The sequence below is a fragment of the Aquihabitans sp. McL0605 genome (assembly GCF_049993875.1).
Lineage (GTDB): Bacteria > Actinomycetota > Acidimicrobiia > Acidimicrobiales > Iamiaceae > Aquihabitans.
This window is the reverse complement of sequence record NZ_CP188252.1, coordinates 3,638,883-3,660,206: the sequence shown is the minus strand read 5'-3', so window position 1 is coordinate 3,660,206 and position 21,324 is coordinate 3,638,883. Positions and strand designations below refer to the sequence as shown.

At 70.4% G+C, this 21,324-nt stretch carries 23 protein-coding genes and 1 pseudogene; 2 read left to right on the top strand and 22 right to left on the bottom strand.

Annotated features, from left to right (window positions below; translation table 11 throughout):
- Positions 1-8 precede the first annotated feature (8 nt).
- The 15 genes and pseudogenes from ACPPVX_RS16890 to ACPPVX_RS16820 all read right to left on the bottom strand — a co-directional run bounded on the left by ACPPVX_RS16890 (position 9) and on the right by ACPPVX_RS16820 (position 12,414).
- On the bottom strand, positions 9-878 hold the full coding sequence (locus ACPPVX_RS16890; protein WP_426571742.1) for a hypothetical protein: 870 nt from the start codon (positions 876-878) through the stop codon (positions 9-11).
- 136 nt (positions 879-1,014) lie between these two features.
- A complete protein-coding gene (atpC, locus tag ACPPVX_RS16885) occupies positions 1,015-1,416 on the bottom strand; it encodes an ATP synthase F1 subunit epsilon (RefSeq protein WP_426571741.1) in 402 nt (133 codons plus the stop codon).
- Between the two features lie 7 nt (positions 1,417-1,423).
- The gene (gene atpD, locus ACPPVX_RS16880; protein ID WP_426571740.1) at positions 1,424-2,878 is read right to left on the bottom strand and encodes a F0F1 ATP synthase subunit beta; all 1,455 of its coding nucleotides are present in this window, start codon (positions 2,876-2,878) and stop codon (positions 1,424-1,426) included.
- 125 nt (positions 2,879-3,003) lie between these two features.
- Positions 3,004-3,882 (bottom strand): annotated as a pseudogene (locus tag ACPPVX_RS16875) (F0F1 ATP synthase subunit gamma); the annotation flags it as partial.
- A 13-nt stretch (positions 3,883-3,895) separates the two neighbouring features.
- On the bottom strand, positions 3,896-5,422 hold the full coding sequence (gene atpA, locus ACPPVX_RS16870) for a F0F1 ATP synthase subunit alpha (protein ID WP_426571739.1): 1,527 nt from the start codon (positions 5,420-5,422) through the stop codon (positions 3,896-3,898).
- 33 nt (positions 5,423-5,455) lie between these two features.
- Positions 5,456-5,983 carry an ATP synthase F1 subunit delta gene (gene atpH / locus ACPPVX_RS16865; RefSeq protein WP_426571738.1) on the bottom strand — a complete coding sequence of 176 codons (528 nt, stop codon included), beginning with the start codon at positions 5,981-5,983 and terminating at the stop codon, positions 5,456-5,458.
- Complete coding sequence (gene atpF / locus ACPPVX_RS16860; protein WP_426571737.1) at positions 5,983-6,648, bottom strand: F0F1 ATP synthase subunit B; 666 nt, start codon at positions 6,646-6,648, stop codon at positions 5,983-5,985. Before atpF ends, atpH begins: the two co-directional genes overlap by 1 nt.
- A gap of 15 nt (positions 6,649-6,663) precedes the next feature.
- Complete coding sequence (atpE, locus tag ACPPVX_RS16855; protein ID WP_426571736.1) at positions 6,664-6,915, bottom strand: ATP synthase F0 subunit C; 252 nt, start codon at positions 6,913-6,915, stop codon at positions 6,664-6,666.
- Positions 6,916-6,973: 58 nt separating this feature from the next.
- Positions 6,974-7,732 (bottom strand): F0F1 ATP synthase subunit A, encoded by a 759-nt coding sequence (atpB, locus tag ACPPVX_RS16850; protein ID WP_426571735.1) that lies wholly within the window; start codon positions 7,730-7,732, stop codon positions 6,974-6,976.
- A gap of 2 nt (positions 7,733-7,734) precedes the next feature.
- On the bottom strand, positions 7,735-8,196 hold the full coding sequence (locus ACPPVX_RS16845) for an ATP synthase subunit I (protein WP_426571734.1): 462 nt from the start codon (positions 8,194-8,196) through the stop codon (positions 7,735-7,737).
- Entirely contained in the window at positions 8,196-8,570 is a 375-nt protein-coding gene (locus ACPPVX_RS16840) for an AtpZ/AtpI family protein (protein ID WP_426571733.1), read from the bottom strand. The genes ACPPVX_RS16845 and ACPPVX_RS16840 overlap by 1 nt, the downstream gene beginning before the upstream one ends.
- Positions 8,571-8,689: 119 nt before the next feature.
- Positions 8,690-9,919 (bottom strand): glycosyltransferase family 4 protein, encoded by a 1,230-nt coding sequence (locus ACPPVX_RS16835; protein WP_426571732.1) that lies wholly within the window; start codon positions 9,917-9,919, stop codon positions 8,690-8,692.
- A gap of 29 nt (positions 9,920-9,948) precedes the next feature.
- On the bottom strand, positions 9,949-11,193 hold the full coding sequence (gene glyA / locus ACPPVX_RS16830; RefSeq protein WP_426571731.1) for a serine hydroxymethyltransferase: 1,245 nt from the start codon (positions 11,191-11,193) through the stop codon (positions 9,949-9,951).
- Positions 11,190-11,723, bottom strand: coding sequence for a ribose 5-phosphate isomerase B (gene rpiB, locus ACPPVX_RS16825; RefSeq protein WP_426571730.1), 534 nt, complete (start codon positions 11,721-11,723; stop codon positions 11,190-11,192). The genes glyA and rpiB overlap by 4 nt, the downstream gene beginning before the upstream one ends.
- Positions 11,701-12,414: a hypothetical protein gene (locus ACPPVX_RS16820; protein ID WP_426571729.1), complete on the bottom strand. Its 714-nt coding sequence runs from the start codon at positions 12,412-12,414 to the stop codon at positions 11,701-11,703. The genes rpiB and ACPPVX_RS16820 overlap by 23 nt, the downstream gene beginning before the upstream one ends.
- Between ACPPVX_RS16820 and ACPPVX_RS16815 the strand changes: the two genes are divergently transcribed.
- The gene (locus tag ACPPVX_RS16815; RefSeq protein ID WP_426571728.1) at positions 12,408-13,907 is read left to right on the top strand and encodes an acetyl-CoA acetyltransferase; all 1,500 of its coding nucleotides are present in this window, start codon (positions 12,408-12,410) and stop codon (positions 13,905-13,907) included. The two genes, ACPPVX_RS16820 and ACPPVX_RS16815, sit on opposite strands and share 7 nt — an antisense overlap.
- 27 nt (positions 13,908-13,934) lie before the next feature.
- Here the strand turns inward: ACPPVX_RS16815 and ACPPVX_RS16810 are convergent, their stop codons facing one another.
- The 7 genes from ACPPVX_RS16810 to rho all read right to left on the bottom strand — a co-directional run bounded on the left by ACPPVX_RS16810 (position 13,935) and on the right by rho (position 20,168).
- Entirely contained in the window at positions 13,935-14,126 is a 192-nt protein-coding gene (locus ACPPVX_RS16810) for a hypothetical protein (protein WP_426571727.1), read from the bottom strand.
- Positions 14,127-14,212: 86 nt separating this feature from the next.
- Positions 14,213-14,830 carry an L-threonylcarbamoyladenylate synthase gene (locus ACPPVX_RS16805; protein WP_426571726.1) on the bottom strand — a complete coding sequence of 206 codons (618 nt, stop codon included), beginning with the start codon at positions 14,828-14,830 and terminating at the stop codon, positions 14,213-14,215.
- Positions 14,831-14,906: 76 nt separating this feature from the next.
- Positions 14,907-15,830, bottom strand: coding sequence for a peptide chain release factor N(5)-glutamine methyltransferase (prmC, locus tag ACPPVX_RS16800; RefSeq protein ID WP_426571725.1), 924 nt, complete (start codon positions 15,828-15,830; stop codon positions 14,907-14,909).
- Positions 15,831-15,845: 15 nt separating this feature from the next.
- A complete protein-coding gene (gene prfA, locus ACPPVX_RS16795) occupies positions 15,846-16,910 on the bottom strand; it encodes a peptide chain release factor 1 (RefSeq protein WP_426571724.1) in 1,065 nt (354 codons plus the stop codon).
- Positions 16,910-17,941, bottom strand: a complete 1,032-nt coding sequence (locus tag ACPPVX_RS16790) for a hypothetical protein (RefSeq protein ID WP_426571723.1) — start codon at positions 17,939-17,941, stop codon at positions 16,910-16,912. The genes prfA and ACPPVX_RS16790 overlap by 1 nt, the downstream gene beginning before the upstream one ends.
- Before the next feature lie 60 nt (positions 17,942-18,001).
- Positions 18,002-18,247: a 50S ribosomal protein L31 gene (rpmE, locus tag ACPPVX_RS16785; RefSeq protein WP_426571722.1), complete on the bottom strand. Its 246-nt coding sequence runs from the start codon at positions 18,245-18,247 to the stop codon at positions 18,002-18,004.
- A 103-nt stretch (positions 18,248-18,350) separates the two neighbouring features.
- Positions 18,351-20,168 (bottom strand): transcription termination factor Rho, encoded by a 1,818-nt coding sequence (gene rho / locus ACPPVX_RS16780; protein WP_426571721.1) that lies wholly within the window; start codon positions 20,166-20,168, stop codon positions 18,351-18,353.
- Between the two features lie 464 nt (positions 20,169-20,632).
- On the opposite strand from rho, the gene thrH reads away from it, so the two are divergent.
- On the top strand, positions 20,633-21,253 hold the full coding sequence (gene thrH / locus ACPPVX_RS16775) for a bifunctional phosphoserine phosphatase/homoserine phosphotransferase ThrH (protein ID WP_426571720.1): 621 nt from the start codon (positions 20,633-20,635) through the stop codon (positions 21,251-21,253).
- Positions 21,254-21,324 lie beyond the last annotated feature (71 nt).

Below are 21,324 nucleotides of genomic sequence, written 5' to 3'. Positions count from 1 at the left end.
GGGCGGGCTCAGGCGGCGCGGCGGGCCAGGTCGGCAGCCCGGTCCTGGCGCATCCGCAGGTGCTGCACCACCGAGACCACGGCCAGGAGCACGAGGAGGCCCACGGCGCTGGCCCGAGACGTCCACCGGGCCCAGTCGAGCATGGCCGGCGTCGGCCGCCACGCCGAGTCGGCGAAGGAGCCGTCGTCGCCCATGGCCAGGTAGGTGTACGAGGTCGACAGGAACAACATGGCCCACGGGATGAAGTTCGGCAGCCACAGCACCACCGATGCCATGTCGTAGCCCAGGTGGCCCGAGCGCCAGATGCGGTTGAGCAGCGGCCACCGCAGGAGCACGAACTGGCCCAGCAGCATGCCGAAGGCCACCAGGTAGCGGATCATCACGTCGGAGTTGGCGCGCGTGCCGTCGGCGCTCAGGGCGATGGTGGTCGGCAGGATCCACCAGGCTGCGAACGTGACGATCGGGAGGAAGGACCCGAACGGGGAGTCGCCCGACCGGAGGTTGCGGCCGATGCGCCCGATCCACACGCAGAGGGTGGCCGCCGCGAACGCGAGCAGCCCCAGGGCGATCCACATCCGGGTCTCGCTGTAGGCGGCCACGCGAACGGGCTCACCGGGGAGCAGGACGGCCGTGACGTTGGTCCACCACTCCGAGCTGCGCACGGGGTCGGGCGCGCCACGGACGTAGCTGGCCCAGTCGAGGGCCCACCAGGCGGCACCCATGGCCACCAGCGATGCCACCAGGTACGGGAGCGGCGAGGAGCCGGACCAGGCGTAGCGGCTGACGAAGAGGTCGTCGGACTGGCCGGGCGTGGTGCCGGCGACGTACGAGCGCGACCCGCCTCCGGCCCCGCCCACCGCAGACGGCGATCCCACCATCGGCGCGCGCTGGGGCCCTCGCAGCCACTGTGGACCTCCGCTGCGCTCCGGGACAGCCTCGGAGTCGGTCATTGGTGCTCTCCCCCTGCCACCGGCCAACCCGCCTGGCCCCGAGATGCTACCGCTGATGGTGTCGTCAGACGGAGACGGCCCCGGCGACCTCGAGCCGCAGCTCCGCCCGCCTGAGCGCTTCGATCGCGGCAGGATCGAGCGGTCCCTCGGCGAGGGCCGACTTGGCGTTCTGCAGCGCCGCCTCCGCCCGGGCGACGTCGATGCCGGCGACCGACTCGGAGACGTCGGTCAGCAGCGACACCTCGTTGTTGCTGACCTCGACGAAACCACCGTGCACGGCGAACACCACCGGATCCGCATCACCGGGGCGGATGATGACCTTGCCGATCTGGAGCGCGCCGACGAACGGCGCGTGGCCGGTCTGGAACGAGATGTCACCGCCCTCGATGGTGCGAGCGGTGACCATCTCGGCCTCGCCGGCCCACAGGATGCGCTCCGGGGACACGACCTGCACCTGCATCGTCATCGGGTGATCACTCCCCCGCGGACTTGCGGAGCTCGTCGGCCTTGGCGCGGGCGGCGTCGGCGCCACCCACGTTGAGGAACGCCTGCTCGGGCAGGTCGTCGAGGTCGCCGCGGAGCAGGGCCTCGAACGAGTCGACGGTCTCCTCGACGGGGGTGGTCACACCGGGGAGCCCGGTGAACACCTCGGCCACGTACATGGGCTGCGAGAGGAAGCGCTGGACCTTGCGGGCCCGGGCCACCGTGACCTTGTCCTCTTCCGACAGCTCGTCGAGACCGAGGATGGCGATGATGTCCTGGAGCTCCTTGTACCGCTGGAGCACCTGCTGCACGCCGCGGGCCACGTCGTAGTGACGGTCGCCCACGACCTCGGGAGCGAGGATGGTGGAGCTGGAGGCCAGGGGGTCCACGGCGGGGTAGATGCCGAGGGCGGCGATGTCGCGGCTCAGCTCGGTGGTGCCGTCGAAGTGGGTGAACGAGGTGAACGGCGCCGGGTCGGTGTAGTCGTCGGCGGGCACGTACACGGCCTGCAGCGAGGTGATGGACCGGCCTCGGGTCGAGGTGATGCGCTCCTGGAGCACGCCCATCTCGTCGGCCAGGGTGGGCTGGTAGCCCACGGCCGACGGCATGCGGCCGAGGAGGGTGGACACCTCGGAGCCGGCCTGCGTGAAGCGGAAGATGTTGTCGACGAACAGGAGCACGTCCTGCTGCTGCACGTCACGGAAGTACTCGGCCATGGTGAGGGCCGACAGGGCGACGCGGAGGCGCACGCCCGGGGGCTCGTCCATCTGGCCGAAGCAGAGGGCGGCCTTCTCGAGCACGCCGGACTCTTCCATCTCGAGCATGAGGTCGGTGCCCTCACGGGTGCGCTCGCCGACGCCGGCGAACACCGACACGCCGCCGTGGTTCTGCGCCACGCGGCGGATCATCTCGGTGATGAGCACGGTCTTGCCCACCCCGGCGCCGCCGAACAGGCCGATCTTGCCGCCCTGCTTGTACGGGGTGAGGAGGTCGATGACCTTGATGCCCGTCTCGAACATGGTGGCCGAGGGCTCGAGGGAGTCGAAGCTGGGGGCCGGGCGGTGGATCTCCCACCGGTCGGCGACCTCGCCGAGCTCCTCGGACGTGATGTCGAGGGGCTGGCCGATCACGTTGAAGATGTGGCCGAGGACCTTGTCGCCGACGGGCACGGTGATGCCGGCGCCGGTGTTGCGGACCTCGGTGCCGCGGCGGAGGCCGTCGGTGGGCTTGAGGCAGATGGCGCGCACGCGGCCGTCGCCGATCTGCTGGGCGACCTCGGCCCGGACCTCGGTGGAGGTGCCGTCGGGCTCGACGATCGTCATGGCGATGGCGGTGTTGATCTCGGGCAGGGAGTCCGGGGGGAACTCCACGTCGACCACGGGGCCGGCGACGGTGACGACGCGGCCGGTCTTCAGCTCGGTGCTGGGCTCGTTGGTGATGGTCATGACTGCTCCTCTGAGCTGAAGTGGTTCGCTCGTACGGCGGGCGGGTGTTCGTGCGAAGGGTTGAAGATGTCTTCGATGTTGACGTGGTCGATCAGAAGGTCGCCGGCATCGGCTTGCGTCTGGCGGAGCGCCTCGGCGCCGCCGACGATCTCCATGATCTCGGTGGTGATGGCGTCCTGGCGGGCCCGGTTCATGACCCGGCTCAGCTTGACGATCATGTCCTCGGCGTTCTCGGTGGCCGACTTCATGGCCCGCTGGCGAGCGGCGTGCTCGGAGGCCGCGGAGTCGAGCATGGCGGCGTAGAGGCGGGCCTCGGCGTAGCGGGGCAGCAGGCGCTCGAGGATCTCGGTGGGGCTGGGCTCGAACTCGTAGTCGGCCGTGGGGCCCGACGCCTCGGTGCTCTCGCTGAGGGCCGTGGTGTCGAGCGGCATGTACTGCACGACCTGCGACACCTGGGTGCCCATCGACAGGAACTTGGTGTAGGCGATGTGGACCTCGGAGTACTCGCCCGACTCGAAGGCGGCGGCCACGTGGGCGGCCACCTGACGGGCGTCCTCGTAGGACGGGTCGTCGGAGAAGCCCGAGAAGCTCTCGGCGATCTCGTAGCCGCGGAACCGGAAGTAGCCCTGCGCCTTCTTGCCCACGGTGATGAGGGCGGTCTGGCGGCCGGCAGCCTTGTCGGCGGCCATGGCGCGCTCGGCGCCACGGATGACCGACGAGTTGTAGCCGCCGGCGAGGCCGCGGTCGGCGGCGACCACGACGTACGCGACGGTGGTGATCTCCGGCCGCGGGTTGAGCAGCGGCGAGTCGCCGCCGGCGCCCGCCGCAGCCAGGTTCCGGATCACGTCGGTGATCCGCTCGCTGTAGGGACGGGCGGCCGCGACGCGCTCTTGAGCCTTGGCGATGCGGCTCGCAGAGATGAGCTCCATCGCCTTGGTGATCTTCTTGGTCGACTGGACCGACTTGATCCGTCGCTTCAGGGCTCGTTCTTGGCCACCTGCCATGTCAGCTGCTCCCTCAGGCCGAAGCTTCGGAGGAGATGTCGAAGTCCTTGCCGAACTCCTCGAGGGCGGCCTTGAGGGCGTCCTCGTCGAGCTTGCCGGTGTCGCGGATGTCGGTCATGAGACCGCTGTAGCGAGCGCCGAGGTAGGTGAGCAGGTCGGACTCGTAGCGGCGCACGTCGGAGACGGCGACCTGGTCGAGGTAGCCGCGGGTGCCGGCGTAGAGCACCACGACCTGGGCTTCGACCGACAGGGGCGAGTTGAGCCCCTGCTTGAGCAGCTCGGTGAGGCGGTAGCCCCGGTCGAGCGTGGCCTGCGAGACGGCGTCGAGCTCCGAGCCGAACGAGGCGAAGGCCTCGAGCTCACGGAACTGGGCGAGGTCGCCCTTGAGCGTGCCCACGGCCGTCTTCATGGCCTTGATCTGGGCGGCGCCACCGACTCGCGACACCGACTGGCCGACGTTGATGGCCGGGCGGTTGCCCGACTTGAACAGGTCGTCGTCGAGGAAGACCTGGCCGTCGGTGATCGAGATCACGTTGGTGGGGATGTACGCCGAGATGTCGCCGGCCTTGGTCTCGATGATCGGCAGGGCCGTCATCGAGCCGGCGCCGTTCTCGTCGCTGAGCTTGGCGGCGCGCTCCAGGAGGCGGGAGTGCAGGTAGAAGACGTCGCCGGGGTAGGCCTCGCGCCCCGGGGGGCGACGGAGGAGCAGCGACACCGAGCGGTAGGCCTCGGCCTGCTTGGAGAGGTCGTCGTACACCGCGAGGGCGTGCTGGCCGTTCTCCATCCAGTGCTGGCCGATGGCGCAGCCGGTGTACGGGGCGAGGTACTTGAACGGCGCCGGATCCGATGCCGGCGACACGACCACGACCGTGTAGTCCATGGCGCCGTAGCTCTCGAGCGTGGCGACGGTCTGGGCGACCGTGGATGCCTTCTGCCCGATGGCCACGTAGACGCAGTTCACGCCCAGGCCCTTCTGGTTGATGATCGTGTCGATCGCGACGGCGGTCTTGCCCGTCTTGCGGTCGCCGATGATCAGCTCGCGCTGGCCCCGCCCGATGGGCGTCATGGCGTCGATGGCCTTGATGCCGGTCTGGAGCGGCTCGTGCACGGGCTTGCGGCCCATGATCCCAGGAGCCTGGACCTCCATGCGGCGGGTGGTCACGTTGGTGAGCGGCCCCTTGCCGTCGACGGGCTCGCCGAGGGTGTTGACCACCCGGCCGAGCATGCCGTCGCCGCAGGGGACGGACAGGATCTCGCCCGTGGCCCGCACGATCTGGCCTTCCTCGATGCTTCCAACTTCGCCGAGCACCACGGCGCCGATGGAATCTTCGTCGAGGTTCAAGGCGAGACCGATGGTCCCGTCCTCGAACTCGAGCATCTCGTTGACCGCGCAGTCGGGGAGGCCCCCGACCGATGCGATGCCGTCGCCGACCTCGAGCACACGGCCGACCTGAGCGGCCGACATGTCGGGCTTGAAGCCCTCGAGGTTCTTGCGAAGCGCAGAGGTGATGTCTTCGATGTTGATCGTGAGCTCGGCCATGTGCCGTTTCTCCTGAAGCCTGGTGGGCGTGTCTTAGAGGGCGTTCTTGAGCTGTTCGAGGCGGCGGCGGACGGAGCCGTCGATGACGGTGTCTCCCACCTGGGCCACGAGCCCGCCACGGATGGACGGGTCGATGATGACCTTGACCTCGACCTGCTTGCCCGTGGCCTTGCCGAGGGCCTCGGCAAGGCGGGACTTCTGGTCTTCGGTGAGGGCGATGGCCGAGCGAACCTCGGCCACTTCCTTGTTCCCTTCCGCTGCGGTCTTGGCGACGAGCTCGTCGACGATCGCAGGGAACTCGCGGATGCGACCGTTGGCCACCACGAGCGAGACGAGGCTCACCGTGGTGGGCGTGGCCTTGCCCGAGAGGAGGTCGACGATGATCTGCTGCCGGGTGGCCACAGGGATGTGGGGGTCGGCGAGCTTGTCACGCAGCTCGTCGTTCCCCTTCACCACCTGGGCGACCCGGAACAGCTCGTCTTCGACCTCGGCGAGGGGGCCTTCGGTCCGAGCGACCGCGAAGAGTGCCTCGGCGTATGCCGTGGTGCGGTCGTCGGCCATCAGCTGTTCGCTCCCACCTGGTTGATGTAGGCCTCCACCAGTGCGGTGTTGGTCTCCTGGTCGAGGTTGCGGCCGACGACCTGCTCAGCGGCACCGATGGCCAGCGCGGCCACCTCGCCACGGAGGTCGGCGATGGCCTGGACCTTGGCCGACTCGATGTCGGTCGTCGCCTTGGTCTTGAGCTCGGAGATGTCGGCCTCGGCCTTGGCCTGCAGGGTGGACCGCACCTCGTCGGCGGCCTGACGGGCCTCCTCGATGATGCGGGCCGATTCCGAGCGGGCGTCGGCGAGCTGCGCTTGGTACTGGGCGAGGATCTCGGTGGCCTCGGTCCGCTGGGCTTCAGCGGAGTCGAGATCGCCCTTGATCCGCTCGGTCCGAGCGTTCATGCCGGACTTCATCGCCGGGAGGGCCTTCCAGGTCAGGAAGGCGAACACCAGCGCGAAGCCGATGAAGCCCCAGATGAGCTCGTTGGCCTCGGGGACCAACGGGTTCGGAGCCTTCTGGCAATCGTCGATGGTCTGGCCCTCAGCGAGGAGCTTGGCGCATTCCTCGGTGCTGTGGTCCTTGTAGTTGGCGCTCTCCTGGGCCGAAGCCGGATGCGTGAGGCCAACGGTGGACACCAGCACGATCGCGGCTGCTACGAGCAGCAGTCGAATTCGTTGCATGTGGTCGTCTCCCGATCAGGCGCCGGCGAGGAAGAACACCACGAAGCCGATGAGCGCGAGCGCTTCGACGAACGCGATGCCCAGGAACATGGTGGTGCGCACCATGCCGGCGGACTCGGGCTGACGGGCCATGGCCTGGACCGACTGGCCGACCAGGTAGCCGATGCCGATGCCCGGGCCGATGGCGCCGAGGCCGTAGGTCAGGGCGGCAACGCCCTTGTTGGTCAGGCCGGAGGTGGTGGCGGCGGCCAGTACGTCGATGCTCATTTCGGAGCCTTTCTTTGGCAGGTGCTTGGTGCTTGTGGGACTTGGGTGATCGGTTGGATCAGTGCTCGTGGCTCGCAGCCGCATTGATGTACACGCCCGTGAGGAGCGTGAACACGTACGCCTGCAGGAAGGACACGAAGACCTCGAAGGCGGTGAAGAAGACCACGCCGAGGAAGGGAAGCGGGGCGAAGATCGCGTACCACTTGGGGGTGATGAGGGCGCTGGTGAGCACCGCGAACGTGACCAGCAGGATGTGGCCGGCCAGCAGGTTGGCGAAGAGACGCACGGTGTGGCTGAAGGGCTGGACGAGGAACTTCGAGACGAACTCGATGAGCACGACCAGCGGGAGGATCGCGACCGGCACGCCCGGGGGCACGAGGGCGTGCTTGAAGTACCCGGCGCCGTGGCTCTTGAAGCCGGCGCCGTGGTACCAGACGTAGGCGGTCAGGGCGAGGACCAGCGGCAGCGAGATGCGGGCCGAGGCCGGCATCTGGAAGCCCGGGATGACCTCGAAGATGTTGGTGAAGAAGATGAAGAGGAACAGGCTGAGCAGGAGCGGCGTGTACTTCTTGCCCTCCTCGCCCATGGTGTCCATGACGATGCCGTCCTCGACGAACTCGATGGCCATCTCGGCCAGGTTCTGGGCCCCCGTGGGCACCGCCTTCTTCTTGTTGCCCAGCGTGAACAGCAGCACGACCAGGAACAGGGCGATGGCGTAGATCAGGACGACCTTGTTGATCTCCCACCAGGTGCCATCGCCAGCGATGCCACCCCAGTTGGTGATGTGGCTCAGCGGCGGGAATTCAAGGGCGAGCACGCTCATTTTTCCTCAGCAGAAGGCTTGAGGCCCGGAAAGGCCAGAGATGCGGATACGAACTTGGTCTCCCAGAAGAGGAGACCGAGGTGGGTCACGATGAGCGTCACCCCGAGCGGCACGGGGGCCACCCAGGGCTGGTCACGGACCAGGAGCACGGCGGCGGTGATGGCCGCCATGCGGATCAGGAAGCCGAACAGGCAGACGCCCATCAGCAGGCCGAGCGAGATGCGAGCCGCCCAGCCCAGGAGGGCCGCCGCGACGGCGAAGTTCACGAGGATGAGGGCGTAGGCGTAGCCCACCGAGGCGACGCCGGCCCAGCCCCAGCCGAGGGCGCCGAGCAGCAGGGCCACCGGCAGCACCATGAGGCCGTGCTTGACGAGGTCTCGGGCGACCTGGGCCTCGGGCGCCGGACCGAGGTCTCGGGTCTCGAGCGCGGAGGGCTTGGGGCGGACGGTGGTGGCCATCAGGCGGCGCCGCTCTTGCGGTTCCAGATGGCGCCCTCTTCGTGCTTCTTCATCTCGAGGTCGTAGCCGAGGAACAGCTTGACGGTGATCCCGGCGAAGCCGAGGACGGAGAAGACGATGGTGAAGAGGGGGTAGGTGCCGAAGAGCAGGTCGACGAGGCGGCCGATGCCGACCATGAAGACGAGGGTGACGGCGAGCTCGAGGCCCCGGCCCATCGCGTCGCCGTAGCCCCTGTTGAGCGACTGGGAGTAGGCGCTGCGGCTGAACGGGTCGGCCGAGGCCGCGCGGGGGCTCACCGGGGTCGTCGCAGCAGGCGTGCTGGCCGCTGCGGCGGGGGCTTCGTTGCCCGGGGTGAGTGGCGTGGAGTCGCTCATGGAGGTGTGGGTCCAAGCAGAAGGCGCTGCAGTCTCGCAGGTGTGCCTCAGTGCCGCTTGTGAATCGAATCTCAATGTAGGCGCAACGCCGCGAGGCGGCAAATCTTGCGCCCCACGAGTCAGGTGGCGCCCCGCTCGGGGGCCGGCTCGCCGACGTCGACGGCGTCGTCGCCCACGGGATGGGCCTCCACCGCGGCCACCTGGGCCAGGCGCCGGTGCTCCTCCTCGGCCGCCTCGGCGATGCGGGCCCGCCGGGTGCCGGGGTGGAAGAACGTGAGCAGCATCAGGGCCAGCGCGGCCACGCCGATGGGCACCAGGCCATCGCCCTTGCCCGTGTACACGGGGTAGAGCACGAACAGCGACAGCAGCCCCGACCAGAGCCAGAGGATGGCCACGCTGCGGCGCTGCCCGTGGCCCAGGCGCATCAGCCGGTGGTGGAGGTGGTCCTTGTCGGCCTCGGCCAGACCGGAGCGCTTGCGGGCCCGCCGGACGATGGCGAAGGCCGTGTCGATGATCGGGATGCCCATCACGAAGAACGGGATGAACAGCGGGGCGAAGAAGAAGAAGACCTGCCCCGACGACTCGACGCTCGTCTGGCCGCCCACGAGCATCGTCGACGCCGCCATGAGCCCGCCGAGCATCAGGGCGCCGCCATCGCCCATGAAGATCCGGGCCGGGTTGAAGTTGTGCGGCAGGAAGCCCAGGCAGATGCCGGCCGTGATGACGCAGATGAGCGGGCTCGGGTTCTCGGGGCCGATCACCCCCACCCCGCCCGTGACGAGGTGGTGGCCGTACAGGAAGAAGGAGCCCGCGGCGATGGCGATGATGCCGGCGGCCAGGCCGTCGAGGCCGTCGATCAGGTTCACGGCGTTGGCCATCCCCAGCACCCACAGGACCGAGATCAGCGGCGCCAGGTCGGGGCCCAGCACGAACAGGCCGTCGACGAACGGCGGCCGGAAGAACAGGAGGCTGACGCCGTAGCGGTACATGACGCACGCCGCGAGCACCATGCCGGCGGTCTTGGCCGGGGCCGACACGTCGCGGACGTCGTCGAGGGTGCCGACGCCGCACATGATGACCGCCCCGAGCACCACCCCGAGCGGGGTGGAGATCCCGTCGAACATGGCCGGGAACCCACCCGACAGCCACGCCACCGCCATGGCCGCCAGGAAGCCGACGAGCATGGCCAGCCCGCCGAGGAGGGGCATGGGCCGGTCGTGCACCGCCCGGTCGGACGGCAGCGCCACGACCCCGAGGCGCTTGGCCATCCACTTGACCAGAGGTGTGACCGCGAACGTGACGCCGAGGGCGATCGCGAAGACGGCCACGTAGGCCAAGGTGGTGGGCATGTGCGGACCAGTCTCGCCGCCGGCGGCGATCAGCCGGGGTAGGGGGCGAACTTCGAGCAGAGGGTGGCCACGGCCTCACGGGTCTCGGCGATGACCGCGTCGTCGTCGCGGTGGGTGAGGACGCGGTGGATCTGGAAGGCGATCTCGCGCATCTCGCGAGCGCCCATGCCCTGGGTGGTGACCGCTGGCGTGCCGATGCGCAGCCCCGAGGTGATGTAGGGCGGACGGTGGTCGCCGGGGACCGTGTTCTCGTTGAGGCTGATGCCAGCGCGATCGAGCACCAGGCGGGCCTTCTTGCCCGACAGGTCCTCGTCGAACGGGCGGAGGTCGACCAGCATCAGGTGGTTGTCGGTCCCGCCGGAGACCAGGCGCAGCCCGTGGCCGGCGAGCGCTTCCGCCAGGGCCGCGGCGTTGGCCACCACGCGCTGGGCGTACTCGGTGAACTCGGGGGTGGCGGCCTCGCGGAACGCCACCGCCTTGGCCGCGATCACGTGGTCGAGCGGACCGCCCTGCGAGCCCGGGAACACCGCCTTGTCGATGGCGGCGGCGTGCTCGGCCTTGCTGAGGATGCAGCCGCCGCGCGGACCGCGCAGCGTCTTGTGGGTGGTGAAGGTGACGATGTCGGCGACCGGCACCGGGTTGGGGTGCACGCCGCCGGCGATCAGGCCGGCAATGTGGGCGGCGTCGAACATGAACAGCGCACCGACCTCGTCGGCGATGTCGCGGAAGGGCTGGGGATCGATGATCCGCGGGTAGGCGGTGGCGCCGGCCACGATGATCTTGGGGCGGTGCTCGAGGGCCAGGTCTCGGACCTGGTCGAAGTCGATGCGCTCGTCGCTGGGCGTCACGCCGTAGGACACGAAGTTGTAGAGGATGCCGCTGGCGTTGACCGGCGAACCGTGGGTGAGGTGGCCGCCCTGGTCGAGGCGCAGGCCGAGCACGGTGTCGCCGTGGTCGAGCAGGCCGAGGTACACGGCCATGTTGGCGTTGGCGCCCGAGTGGGGCTGCACGTTCGCGTGCTCGGCGCCGAACAGGGCCTTGACCCGTTCGCGGGCCAGCTCCTCCGCCTGGTCGATGATCTCGTTGCCGCCGTAGTAGCGCTTGCCCGGGTAGCCCTCGCTGTACTTGTTGGTGAGGACGGAGCCCGTGGCCTCCATCACCGCCGGCGAGGTGAAGTTCTCCGAGGCGATGAGCTGGACCGTGCGGTTCTGGCGGTCGCGCTCGGCATCGATGATCGAGAACAGCTCGGTGTCACGGTCGGTGGGCCAGCTCATGAGGGTGCTCCTTTGGCGGCGCCGGACGCGCGGGCGGTGATGCCCGGGACCAGCGAATCGAGGTATCGGTCTTGGGCGCGGCCATCGCCGCTCAGCTCGGCGATCGCGCCGAGCTGGTCGACGCGGCGCTGGTGGCGGCCTGCCTGGTAGTCGGTCTGCAGGAAGCAGATCACGATCTCGTCGGCCAGGCCCGGGGCGACGATGCGCCCGCCCATCGACAGCACGTTGGCATCGTTGTGCTCGCGGGCCATCCGTGCGGTGTAGAGGTCGTTGCAGAGGGCCGCCCGGACCCCCATCACCTTGTTGGCCGCGATCTGCTCGCCCTGCCCGGAGCCGCCCAGCACGATGCCGCGCTCGGCGTCGCCGCGGACGACGGCGCGGGCCACCGCGGCGCAGTAGGCGGGGTAGTCGACGGACTCGTGGCCATCGGTCCCCAGGTCGATCACGGTGTGATCGAGCCCGGTCAAGATGTTGACCAGGTGGACCTTCAGGTCGTACCCGGCGTGGTCAGCGCCGATCGCGATCCGCATGGATGCCTCCGGAGGGGGCTGGGGCGACCGGGTGGTCGCTCGGGGGTGGGGTCGGCCAGGCGCTGGCGACGAGGGCGGTGACCGACTGGTCGATCGCGACGGCGCAGGCTCGGAAGGCACGCAGCGACCGACCCATCGGGTCGGCGATCTCGAGACGCGGATCGCTGGCCGCGTAGCCGTCCGGGGACCGGACGGCACCGATCTCGTGGACCCAGTCGTCGAGGGACTGCCCGGGGCGACGATCGCCGATCTCTCCGAGGTTGACCAGCTCGGGGAGGGTGAACGACCGCGGGAACAGCGCGGCGTCGAGGGCCGCCACCTCCCGCACGTGCTGGCGCTCCATGCCCAAGATGAGCGAGGCCCCCTGGAGCAGCTCGAGCGAGATCTTCTGGGCGGTGTGCGTCGAGATGTCGAGGCCGTAGCGGCTCATCGCCTTCACGGCGTTGGGCTCGGCCGGGCGGCCGTCGAACAGCAGGCCGGCCGAGCCGACCGTGACCGCGGGTGCCACGTCGACGAGGCGAGCGCGCAGCAGCGCCTCGGCCATCGGGGAACGACAGATGTTCCCGGTGCAGACGAAGACGATGTCGATGGCGCGAATCGTAGTTGGCGCCTCGCAGGTGCCTGATCTTGACCGAGTGGTCAAGATCGCCGTTGACTGTTCGCTCCAGCCCGCAAGGAGACCCGATGACACAAGGTGAGGCAACCCTCGATCCCCGGACCCCCGTGGTCGTGGCGGTGGGACAGGTGGAGCAGCGCACCTCCGACCTCGACCAGGCGCTCGAGCCCACCGCGCTGCTGGCCGAGGCGGCCCGGGCGGCCCAGGCCGACAGCGGCGCCGACCGGTTGCTGGCATCGGTGGACACCATGGCGGTGATCCACATCCTCTCCCACCACTACCTCGACCCCGCCGCCCTGCTGGCCGCCGACCTGGGCGTGGCCCCGGCCCGGACCATCCACACCGACGACGGCGGGAACTACCCCCAGTCGCTGCTCAACCGGGCCTGCGCGGAGATCCAGGCCGGTTCCTCGCAGACGTGGCTGATCGGCGGCGCCGAGACCTGGCGCACCCGGCAGGCGGCGCGGGCCCAAGGTGTCGATCTGGGCTGGTCGAAGCAGGGCGACGACGTGGCCCCCACCGAGCACGTCACCAACCACCTCCCGCTGTCGCACGAGGGCGAGTGGGCTCGAGGCGTGGTGCTCCCCGCGAGCATCTACGCCCTGTTCGAGAACCAGTGGCGCGCCGCGCAGGGCTGGTCGCTCGACGAGCACCGCGACCGGCTCGCGGCGCTCTACGCCGGGTTCAGCGCCGTGGCGGTCACCAACCCGCACGCCTGGATCCGCACGCCCTGGACCGCCGACGAGATCCGAGAGCCCTCACCGCGCAACCGGATGGTCGGGTTCCCGTACACGAAGGTGATGAACGCCAACAACGCCGTGGAGCAGGCCGCGTGCTTCGTCGTCACCTCCGTCGAGCACGCCCGCTCGCTCGGCATCTCGTCGGACCGCTGGGTCTTCCCCTGGTCGGGCTCCGACGCCCACGAGCACTGGTTCGTGTCGAACCGCTGGTCGCTCGGCGCCGCGCCGGCCATCGGCATCGCCGGCCGGGGCGCCCTCGACCTGGCCGGGGTCGGCCCCGACGACCTCGGTCACATCGACGTCTACTCGTGCTTCCCCAGCGCCGTGCAGATCGCCGCCGCCGAGCTGGGGCTCGGGACCGACCGGTCGCTCACCGTCACGGGCGGCCTCTCGTTCGGCGGCGGGCCGTGGAACAACTACGTGAGCCACTCGATCGCGGCCATGGTCGAGCGGCTCCGCGGCGACGCCGGTTCGCTGGGCCTCGTCACCGGCAACGGCGGCTTCCTCACCAAGCACGCGTTCGGCGTGTACTCCACCACGCCCCCGCCCCGGCCGTGGCGCCACGTCCGCCCCCAGGACGAGGTCGACGCCCGCCCCAGCCGAGAGTTCGCCACGGTGGTGGACGACGCGGTCACGGTCGAGTCGACCGTCGTCATGCACGATCGCGACAGCCAGCCCGACGCCGCCATCGTGTCGGGCCTCCTCGCCGATGGGCGGCGGGCCTGGGGCAACACCTCCGACGCGGTCGCCATGAAGCAGATGATCACCAGCGAGACCGCCGGAGCGGCCGGGCGCATCGACGCCGACGGCGCCTTCACCTTCACCTGAGCCCGGCCCGGTCGAGGCCGGCCGGGTTCAGCCGCCCCGGCGCTTGGGCTTGGTGGACTGGTCGGCCTCTTCGCCGTCGATCGCCACCGCCAGGGCGCCGACGACGATGGCCAGCACCGACACGATGTCGGCCATCTCGCTGTCGACCCAGTTGACCGCTCGAAGGCAGATCAGCACCACGCCGGCGATGATGATCGAGAAGCCGATCTTCGTCGTCACCCCGCCAGCATGACCGCGAGCGCCACGTCGAAGCGAGACGCCCGCTCAGATCGGTGCGTCGCCGGTGCCGGAGGGCGCGGTACCCGTCAGGCGAGCCGGTCGGCCGTGATGGCACCGACCCGCAGGACCCTCCACGGGACCGAGGTGGCATCGACCACCGTGCTGGCCGCGGCGCCCGCTGGACCCCCGTCGACGACCAGGTCGACCGGCCCGACCAGCGATGCGGCCGCGGCGTGGGCCGTCGGCGGCGTGGGGTCGCCGGTCCGGTTGGCGCTGGTGGTGGCGATCGGGCCCACCTCGGCGGCGAGCGCCCGGAGGAACGGGTGGTCGGGGCACCGCACGCCGATGGTGGAGGCATCGCCGCCCAGGTCGAGCGCCGCCGCCACCGCCGACCGGCGCAAGACGATCGTGAGCGGGCCGGGCCAGAGCTCGGCCATCCAGCGACCCACCTCGGGCAGGTCGAACTCCACCAGCTCGAGCGCCTGGTCGAGGTCGGCCACCAGCACCGCGAGCGGGTGGTCGGCCGCCCGGTCCTTCAGCGCGAACAGATCCCTGGTGGCCCCGTCTCGGGTGGGCAGGGCGGCCAGGCCGTAGACCGTGTCGGTGGGCAGCACGACCGTGCCCCCGCCCTCGAGCACGGCGATGGCCTGCTCCAGGGCAGACGGATGGCTGGCATCGACGGCAGGCGCACCGAGCTCGGACACAGCACGGAACGCTAGGGGCTGGCGCACCCTCGATCCCACCACCAGAGGCCGCCGCGACGCGCCAGCGGCCGGCAGGTCAGCTCTGACGGCGGGCGACGACGGTGCGGTCGAGGCCGGCGACGTCGGGGTGGACCGTGGCGTCGACCAGCCCGGCCGACGTGGCGAGGCGGCAGACCGCCTCCCCCTGGGTCGCTCCGATCTCGAGCACCACGATGCCGCCGGGAGCCAGCCACGCCCCCGCCTCGGCCAGCAGGTCCTCGTAGGCCTCCAGCCCGGTGGGCCCGGGCACCAGGGCGGCGACCGGCTCCCAGTCCGCCACCGACGCGTGGAGCTCCTCGTCGGCGGCGATGTAGGGCGGGTTGGAGATCACCGCGTCGAACCGGCCGCGCAGGTCCGGGTCGATCGCACCGAACCAGCTGCCCTCCGCCACGCGCACCCGGGACCCGGCCATGCCCAGACCGGCCAGGTTGGCGCGGGTGACGGCCAGCGCATCGGCCGACCGGTCGGTGGCCCACACGTGGGTCGAGGGCCGTTCCGTGGCGATGGCCAGGGCGATGGCACCCGAGCCGGTGCCGAGGTCGGCGACCGTCAGGCGGTGACCCGACGGCCGGGTGATGGCCAGGCGATCGAGCTGGTCGAGCGCCACCTCGACGACCTGTTCGGTCTCGGGCCGCGGGATCAGGACCCGGCGGTCGACCAACAGGTCCAGGTGCCGGAACGACCAGTGGCCGAGCACGTACTGGATCGGCTCCCCCGCCACCCGGCGGCCGACGAGGTGGTCGAGGTGGGCCACGCCGCGCACGGTGGCGAGCGAGTCGAGCCCGAGGACCAGTTCCGACCCCTCCATGCCGCTCGCCTCCTCGACGATCCACCTGGCTTCGGTGGACGCCTGGGCGATCCCGGCACCGGTGAGGTGGCCGGTGGTCTCGGTCCACAGCTCGCGCCAGGACACCGTGCCGTCGAGGTCGGGACCTCCCGGAGAGGTGGGTTCGTCGGTCATCGGAGGCCCGCGGGCTCAGTCGCCCTCGGTCAGGCGACGGGTCTGCTCGTCTTGGACCAGGGCATCGCTGACGTCGTCGAGCTCGCCGGACAGGACCTTCTCCAGCTTGTAGATGGTGAGGCCGATGCGGTGGTCGGAGACCCGGTTCTCCTTGAAGTTGTAGGTCCGGATCTTCTCGGACCGGCCCCCGCCGCCCACCTGGTCCTTGCGCGCTTCGGACAGCTCGTCTCGCTGGCGGTCCTGCTCGAGCTTGAGCAGCCGCGACTTCAGGACGATCATCGCCTTGGCCTTGTTCTGGAGCTGGCTCTTCTGGTCCTGCATCGACACCGTCACGCCGGTGGGCTTGTGGGTGAGCCGCACCGCGGAGTCGGTGGTGTTGACCGACTGCCCGCCCGGCCCCGACGACCGGTAGTAGTCGACCTGGAGGTCGTTGGGATCGATGTCGACCTCGACCTCGGCCGCCTCGGGCAGGACCGTCACCGTGGCCGACGAGGTGTGGATCCGGCCCTGCGACTCCGTGACCGGCACGCGCTGCACCCGGTGCGGGCCGCCCTCGTGCTTCATGCGGGTCCACACGCTGTCGCCGGCGAGGGAGAAGGTGACCTCGTTGTACCCGCCCATGTCGGACGGCACGGCGTTGAGGACCTCGAGCTTCCAGCCCTGGCGCTGGGCGTACCCCTGGTACATCCCGAACAGGTCCCGGGCGAAGAGGTTGGCCTCCTCGCCGCCCTCGGCGCCGCGGATCTCGACGATGACGTTGCGCCCGTCGTTGGGGTCCTTGGGCAGCAGGAGCAGCTCGAGCTCCGAGGTGAGGCGGGCGATGTCGGCATCGGCCTCGGCGGCCTCGACGCGCATCATCTCCCGGTCGTCACCGGCCAGGTCGGTGAGCATCTCGCGGGCCGTCTCGGCATCTTCGGTGCGCTGGCGCAGCTCGGTGCTGCGGCTCACGATGGCGCCCAGCTCGTGGTGGCGCTTGGCCAGCTCGCGGTACTTGTCCTGGTCGGCGAAGACGTCGGGATCGGCGAGGCGCGCCTCCACGTCGGCGAACTCGCGCTCCAGCCCTTCGAGTCGTCCGAGCATCAGCCCGCTCCCCCGGGCTGCACGTCGCGCCAGGCGTCGGCCACGGGGACCACCTCGGCCGGCTGGACCAGGTGGTGGGCCAGCTCGGTGGTGACGGGCAGGGCGTCGCGCGACGGGACCGCCAGGACCAGCCGGGCACCCGGTGCGTGGGTGAAGCGATCGTCGGCGGCGCTGGGGACGAGCTCGAGGTCGACGCCCGTGGAGCAGGTGACGACGAGGGGACGGCCGTCGAGGTCCTCACCCACGGCCGTGGCCACACCGGGCTCCTTGAGGTTGCGGCGGGGCACCGCCGACCCGACCGATCGCAGGTGGGCCGCCCCCACCAGCCCCGGGTCGGCCACGATCACGGCTCGCAGCCAGCGCTCGGGCACCAGCTGGTTGAGGGGATGGCGCTGCGCATCGGGCGCGCGCACCGCGGCGACGAAGTCGATCGCCCGGCTCAGCGCATCGGCCTCGGCCAGCTCGGCGAACATCATGGCCCCGACCTCGCGGTCGAACCGGCCGACGCCCACCTCGATGTGGGCGACATCGGCGTCGTCGGCCACCACGCGCGCCACCTCGAGGCCGAGCAGCTCGCCCAGCAGGTTGCCGTCCTCGACCACCGCCTCGAGCCCAGCGGCGGTCAGGACCGGGCGGTACAGCTCGGCCCCCGGCGACGGCGCCGGGTCGACCGCCGGCGGGGCGGGCTCCACCACGGACAGTTCTCGGCCGGTGACGGCCCAGACCGTGGGGCCATCGGCGAACAGCGCGGCTCGGCGCGCCAGCACGCCACCGGCCACGGCGTCGTCGACCAGCAGGTGCAGCTCGGCGGCCTGCGCCCGCTGGGCCACGGCCAGGGCGGCCCCGAGCCGGCGGTCGGCATCCTCGTCGAGCAGGATCCACACCCGGCCGCCCTCGGCGTCGAGGAGCGTGGCCCCGCCCGGGAAGGTACCCGGGCGCGCCGAGGCGGCGACGTCGGCCCACCGGCCTCGGACCAGCGCGCCGAGCTTGGCGGCTAGCAGTCCGGCGCGGGGGTCGATGTCGTCGTTCATCGGGTCCAGACGCGGCGATTCCGCCAGGAGACCTGGCGGAATCGTCGACGAGCTTGTGAGCTAGTTGGAGGCAGCGTCGATGTTCTCGGTGGTGACCGTGGAACCGGGACGACGGCCGTAGCGGCGCTCGAACCGATCGATGCGGCCACCCGTGTCGACCAGCTTCTGCTTGCCTGTGTAGAACGGGTGGCACTCGTTGCAGAGCTCGACCGAGATGGCCGCCTGCGTGGAGTGCGTGGTGAACGTGTTCCCGCAGGAGCACTTGACCTGCGTGACCACGTAGTCGGGATGGATGTCGGCCTTCATGATGACTCCAGTGTGGCGGTTTGCGTGTTGTCTTCCAAATGGAACAACCACGCCCTATTCCCGAGGCCTGTGACCAGGGGGCGAGGGCAGCGGCTGCTGGGGCTCAGCCCTTGGCGATCTCGGCCAGGAACTCGGCGTTGGTCTTGAACGAGCCGAGGCGCTCGGTGAGCATCTCGAGCCCGGCTGCGTTGGAGCCGGTCTCGTCCTTGAGGCCGCCGAGGACCCGGCGCAGCTTCACGATCTGCTTGAGCTGCGCCCGGTCGAAGAGGAGCTCCTCGTGGCGGGTGGAAGAGGCATCGACGTCGATCGCCGGGAACACCCGGCGCTCGGCCAGGCGGCGGTCGAGCTTGAGCTCCATGTTGCCGGTGCCCTTGAACTCCTCGAAGATCACCTCGTCCATGCGGGTGTTCGTCTCGACCAGGGCCGTGGCGAGGATGGTGAGCGAGCCGCCCTCCTCGGCGTTGCGGGCCGCACCGAAGAACTTCTTGGGCGGGTACAGGGCGCTCGTCTCGATGCCGCCGGCCATGGTGCGGCCACCAGCGGGGGCGGCCAGGTTGTAGGCGCGGGCCAGGCGGGTGATGCCGTCGAGCACCACCACGACGTCCTTGCCGCTCTCGACCAGGCGCTTGGCCCGCTCGATCACCAGCTCGGCGACCGCGGTGTGCTCCTCGGCCGGACGGTCGAAGGTGGACGCCGCGACGCTGCCTCGCAGCAGCCACCGCTTCATGTCGGTGACCTCTTCGGGCCGCTCGTCGACCAGCAGCACGATCAGCTCGACCTCGGGGTGGTTGACCTCGATGGACCGCACGACGTTCTTGACGATCGTGGTCTTGCCGGCCTTCGGCGGCGACACGATCAGGCCGCGGGTGCCCTTGCCGATGGGCGAGAGCAGGTCGATGATCCGCACCGTGGTGTTGCTCGGATCATCGGGCAGCTCGAGCGTGAGGCGCTGATCGGGGAAGAGCGCCGTCAGGTCCTCGTACTTGGGACGGGGCGGCTGGTTGTGGGCCTCGTGGCCGTTGACCGTGTCGACCTGGAGCAGCGCCGGGTTCTTCTCGTTGCGCGCCGGGGGACGGCTCTTGCCGCTGACCATGTCGCCGGTGCGCAGGCCGAACTGCCGGGTCTGCTTGACCGAGATGTAGGCGTCGTCGCGGGACGGGAGGAAGCCGTGCAGGCGGAGGAAGCCGTAGCCCTCGTCACGCAGGTCGACCATGCCCTCGACCGCGATGGGCTCGGGCTGGACCTGGTCGTCGCCCTCAGGACGGCGGTCGCGGTCGCGGCCCCGACGGCGCCGGCGCCGGTTGCCCGACTCGAGGTCGCCGTCTTGGCCGTCGCCCCCGCCGTTGCCGCCCTGGTTGGCGTTCTGGCCGCCGTCTTGCTGGTTGCCCTGATCGCGCTGGTTGCCCTGATCGCGCTGGTTGCCCTGATCCCGCTGGTTCCCCTGATCGCGCTGGTTCCCCTGATCGCGCTGGTTCCCCTGATCCCGCTGGTTCCCCTGCTCGACCTGGTCGCGCTGGTTGTTGTTCTGACCAGCGTTGCCGTTGCGGCCGCCGCCGCGCCGACCCTGCCCGGCGGGCGCGTCGTCGTCATCGCCGGCTCCGGCCTCGTCGGCGGGCTCGGCGTCGTCGGCCGGTGCGCCCTCGGAGTCGCTGTCGTCATCGTCGTCGGACGCCTCGTCGCCCTGCGGCTCGTCGGCGGGCTCGGAGGTCTCGGCCCCTTCGGCACTGTCGGGCGCGTCGGTGTCGGTACCTGGGTCCTCGGCGGCTGCGGCACCCTCGTCGGCGCCCACGAGGCGCATGATCAGCGAGACGATGTCGGCCTTCTTGGCCCGGGCTCCGGGCTTCTGGCCCAGCTGCTCGGCGATGGCGGCGAGCTCGGCGCGGTCCTTGCCCTCGAGGAGGGTCATGTCGAACCCGCTCATGCGGCGGCCTTGCTGGTGGTGACGTGCTCGGTCATCTCGTGCCTCTTTCAGCGATGCATCGTGCGGGGCGCCCGTGGCATGCCCGGCCGCGCAGTCGATGAGCTACCGACTCGAACCGAAGCCCCGGCTGCGAACGCCATGGGGGATTCCCCGTCGCCCAGGCACCATGTGCACTGGGACCTGTCCATCGTAGCGACCTCCCCACCCCACCCGCGAACCACCCGCCCACCCCACGGAACTTGTTGCAGCCAGGAACGCACAGGGCACTGGCTGCAACAAGTTCGCCGGGGCGATGACGACGACGTGGCTCGTGGCGCGCCCAGCCGGGACCGCACCGGCTTCGTCCACTGGTGCTGGCTGCACCCGAGGCTCCGACGGGTCCGAGCCCGAACCAGCGCTGCGCAGACCAGTCCGGCGCCGGGCTGACGTGGCTCGGGACGGTGGCCATGGGGGATGCTGTCGCCATGACCGATGCGGAGCGCACCCAGTCCATCGTCTGCCTCGACCTCGAGGGAGTGCTGGTCCCCGAGATCTGGATCGCCGTGGCCGAGCGCACCGGCATCGACGCGCTGCGCCGCACCACTCGCGAGGAGCCCGACTACGACGTGCTCATGAAGTACCGGCTCGACCTGATGGCCGAGCACGGGCTCACCATGTCGCTGGTCCAGGACGTCATCGCCCAGCTGTCGCCCCTGCCGGGCGCCAAGGAGTTCCTCGACGAGCTCCGCCAGCGCACCCAGGTCGTCATCCTCTCGGACACGTTCGAGCAGTTCGCCCAACCGCTCATGGCCCAGCTCGGCTGGCCGGCCATCTGGTGCCACCGCCTCGTGGTGGAGGACGACCGGGTCGTGGGGTACACGCTCCGGATGGCCGACCCGAAGCGCAACGCCGTCGAAGCGCTGCACGGGCTCAACTTCCGGGTCATCGCGGCCGGCGACTCGTACAACGACACCACCATGCTGCTGGCCGCCGAAGCGGGCTTCCTCTTCCACTCGCCGGCCAACGTCCAGGCCGAGTTCCCGCAGCTCCCCGCGCTCGACGAGTACGACGACCTCCTCGATGCCATCACCGCCGAGCTGACCTGATCAGCAGCCGGGGGCTGCCCCCGCGCCGATGGTCAGTCCGCCTGACCGCCTCGTTGTCGGGGGTGGTCGGT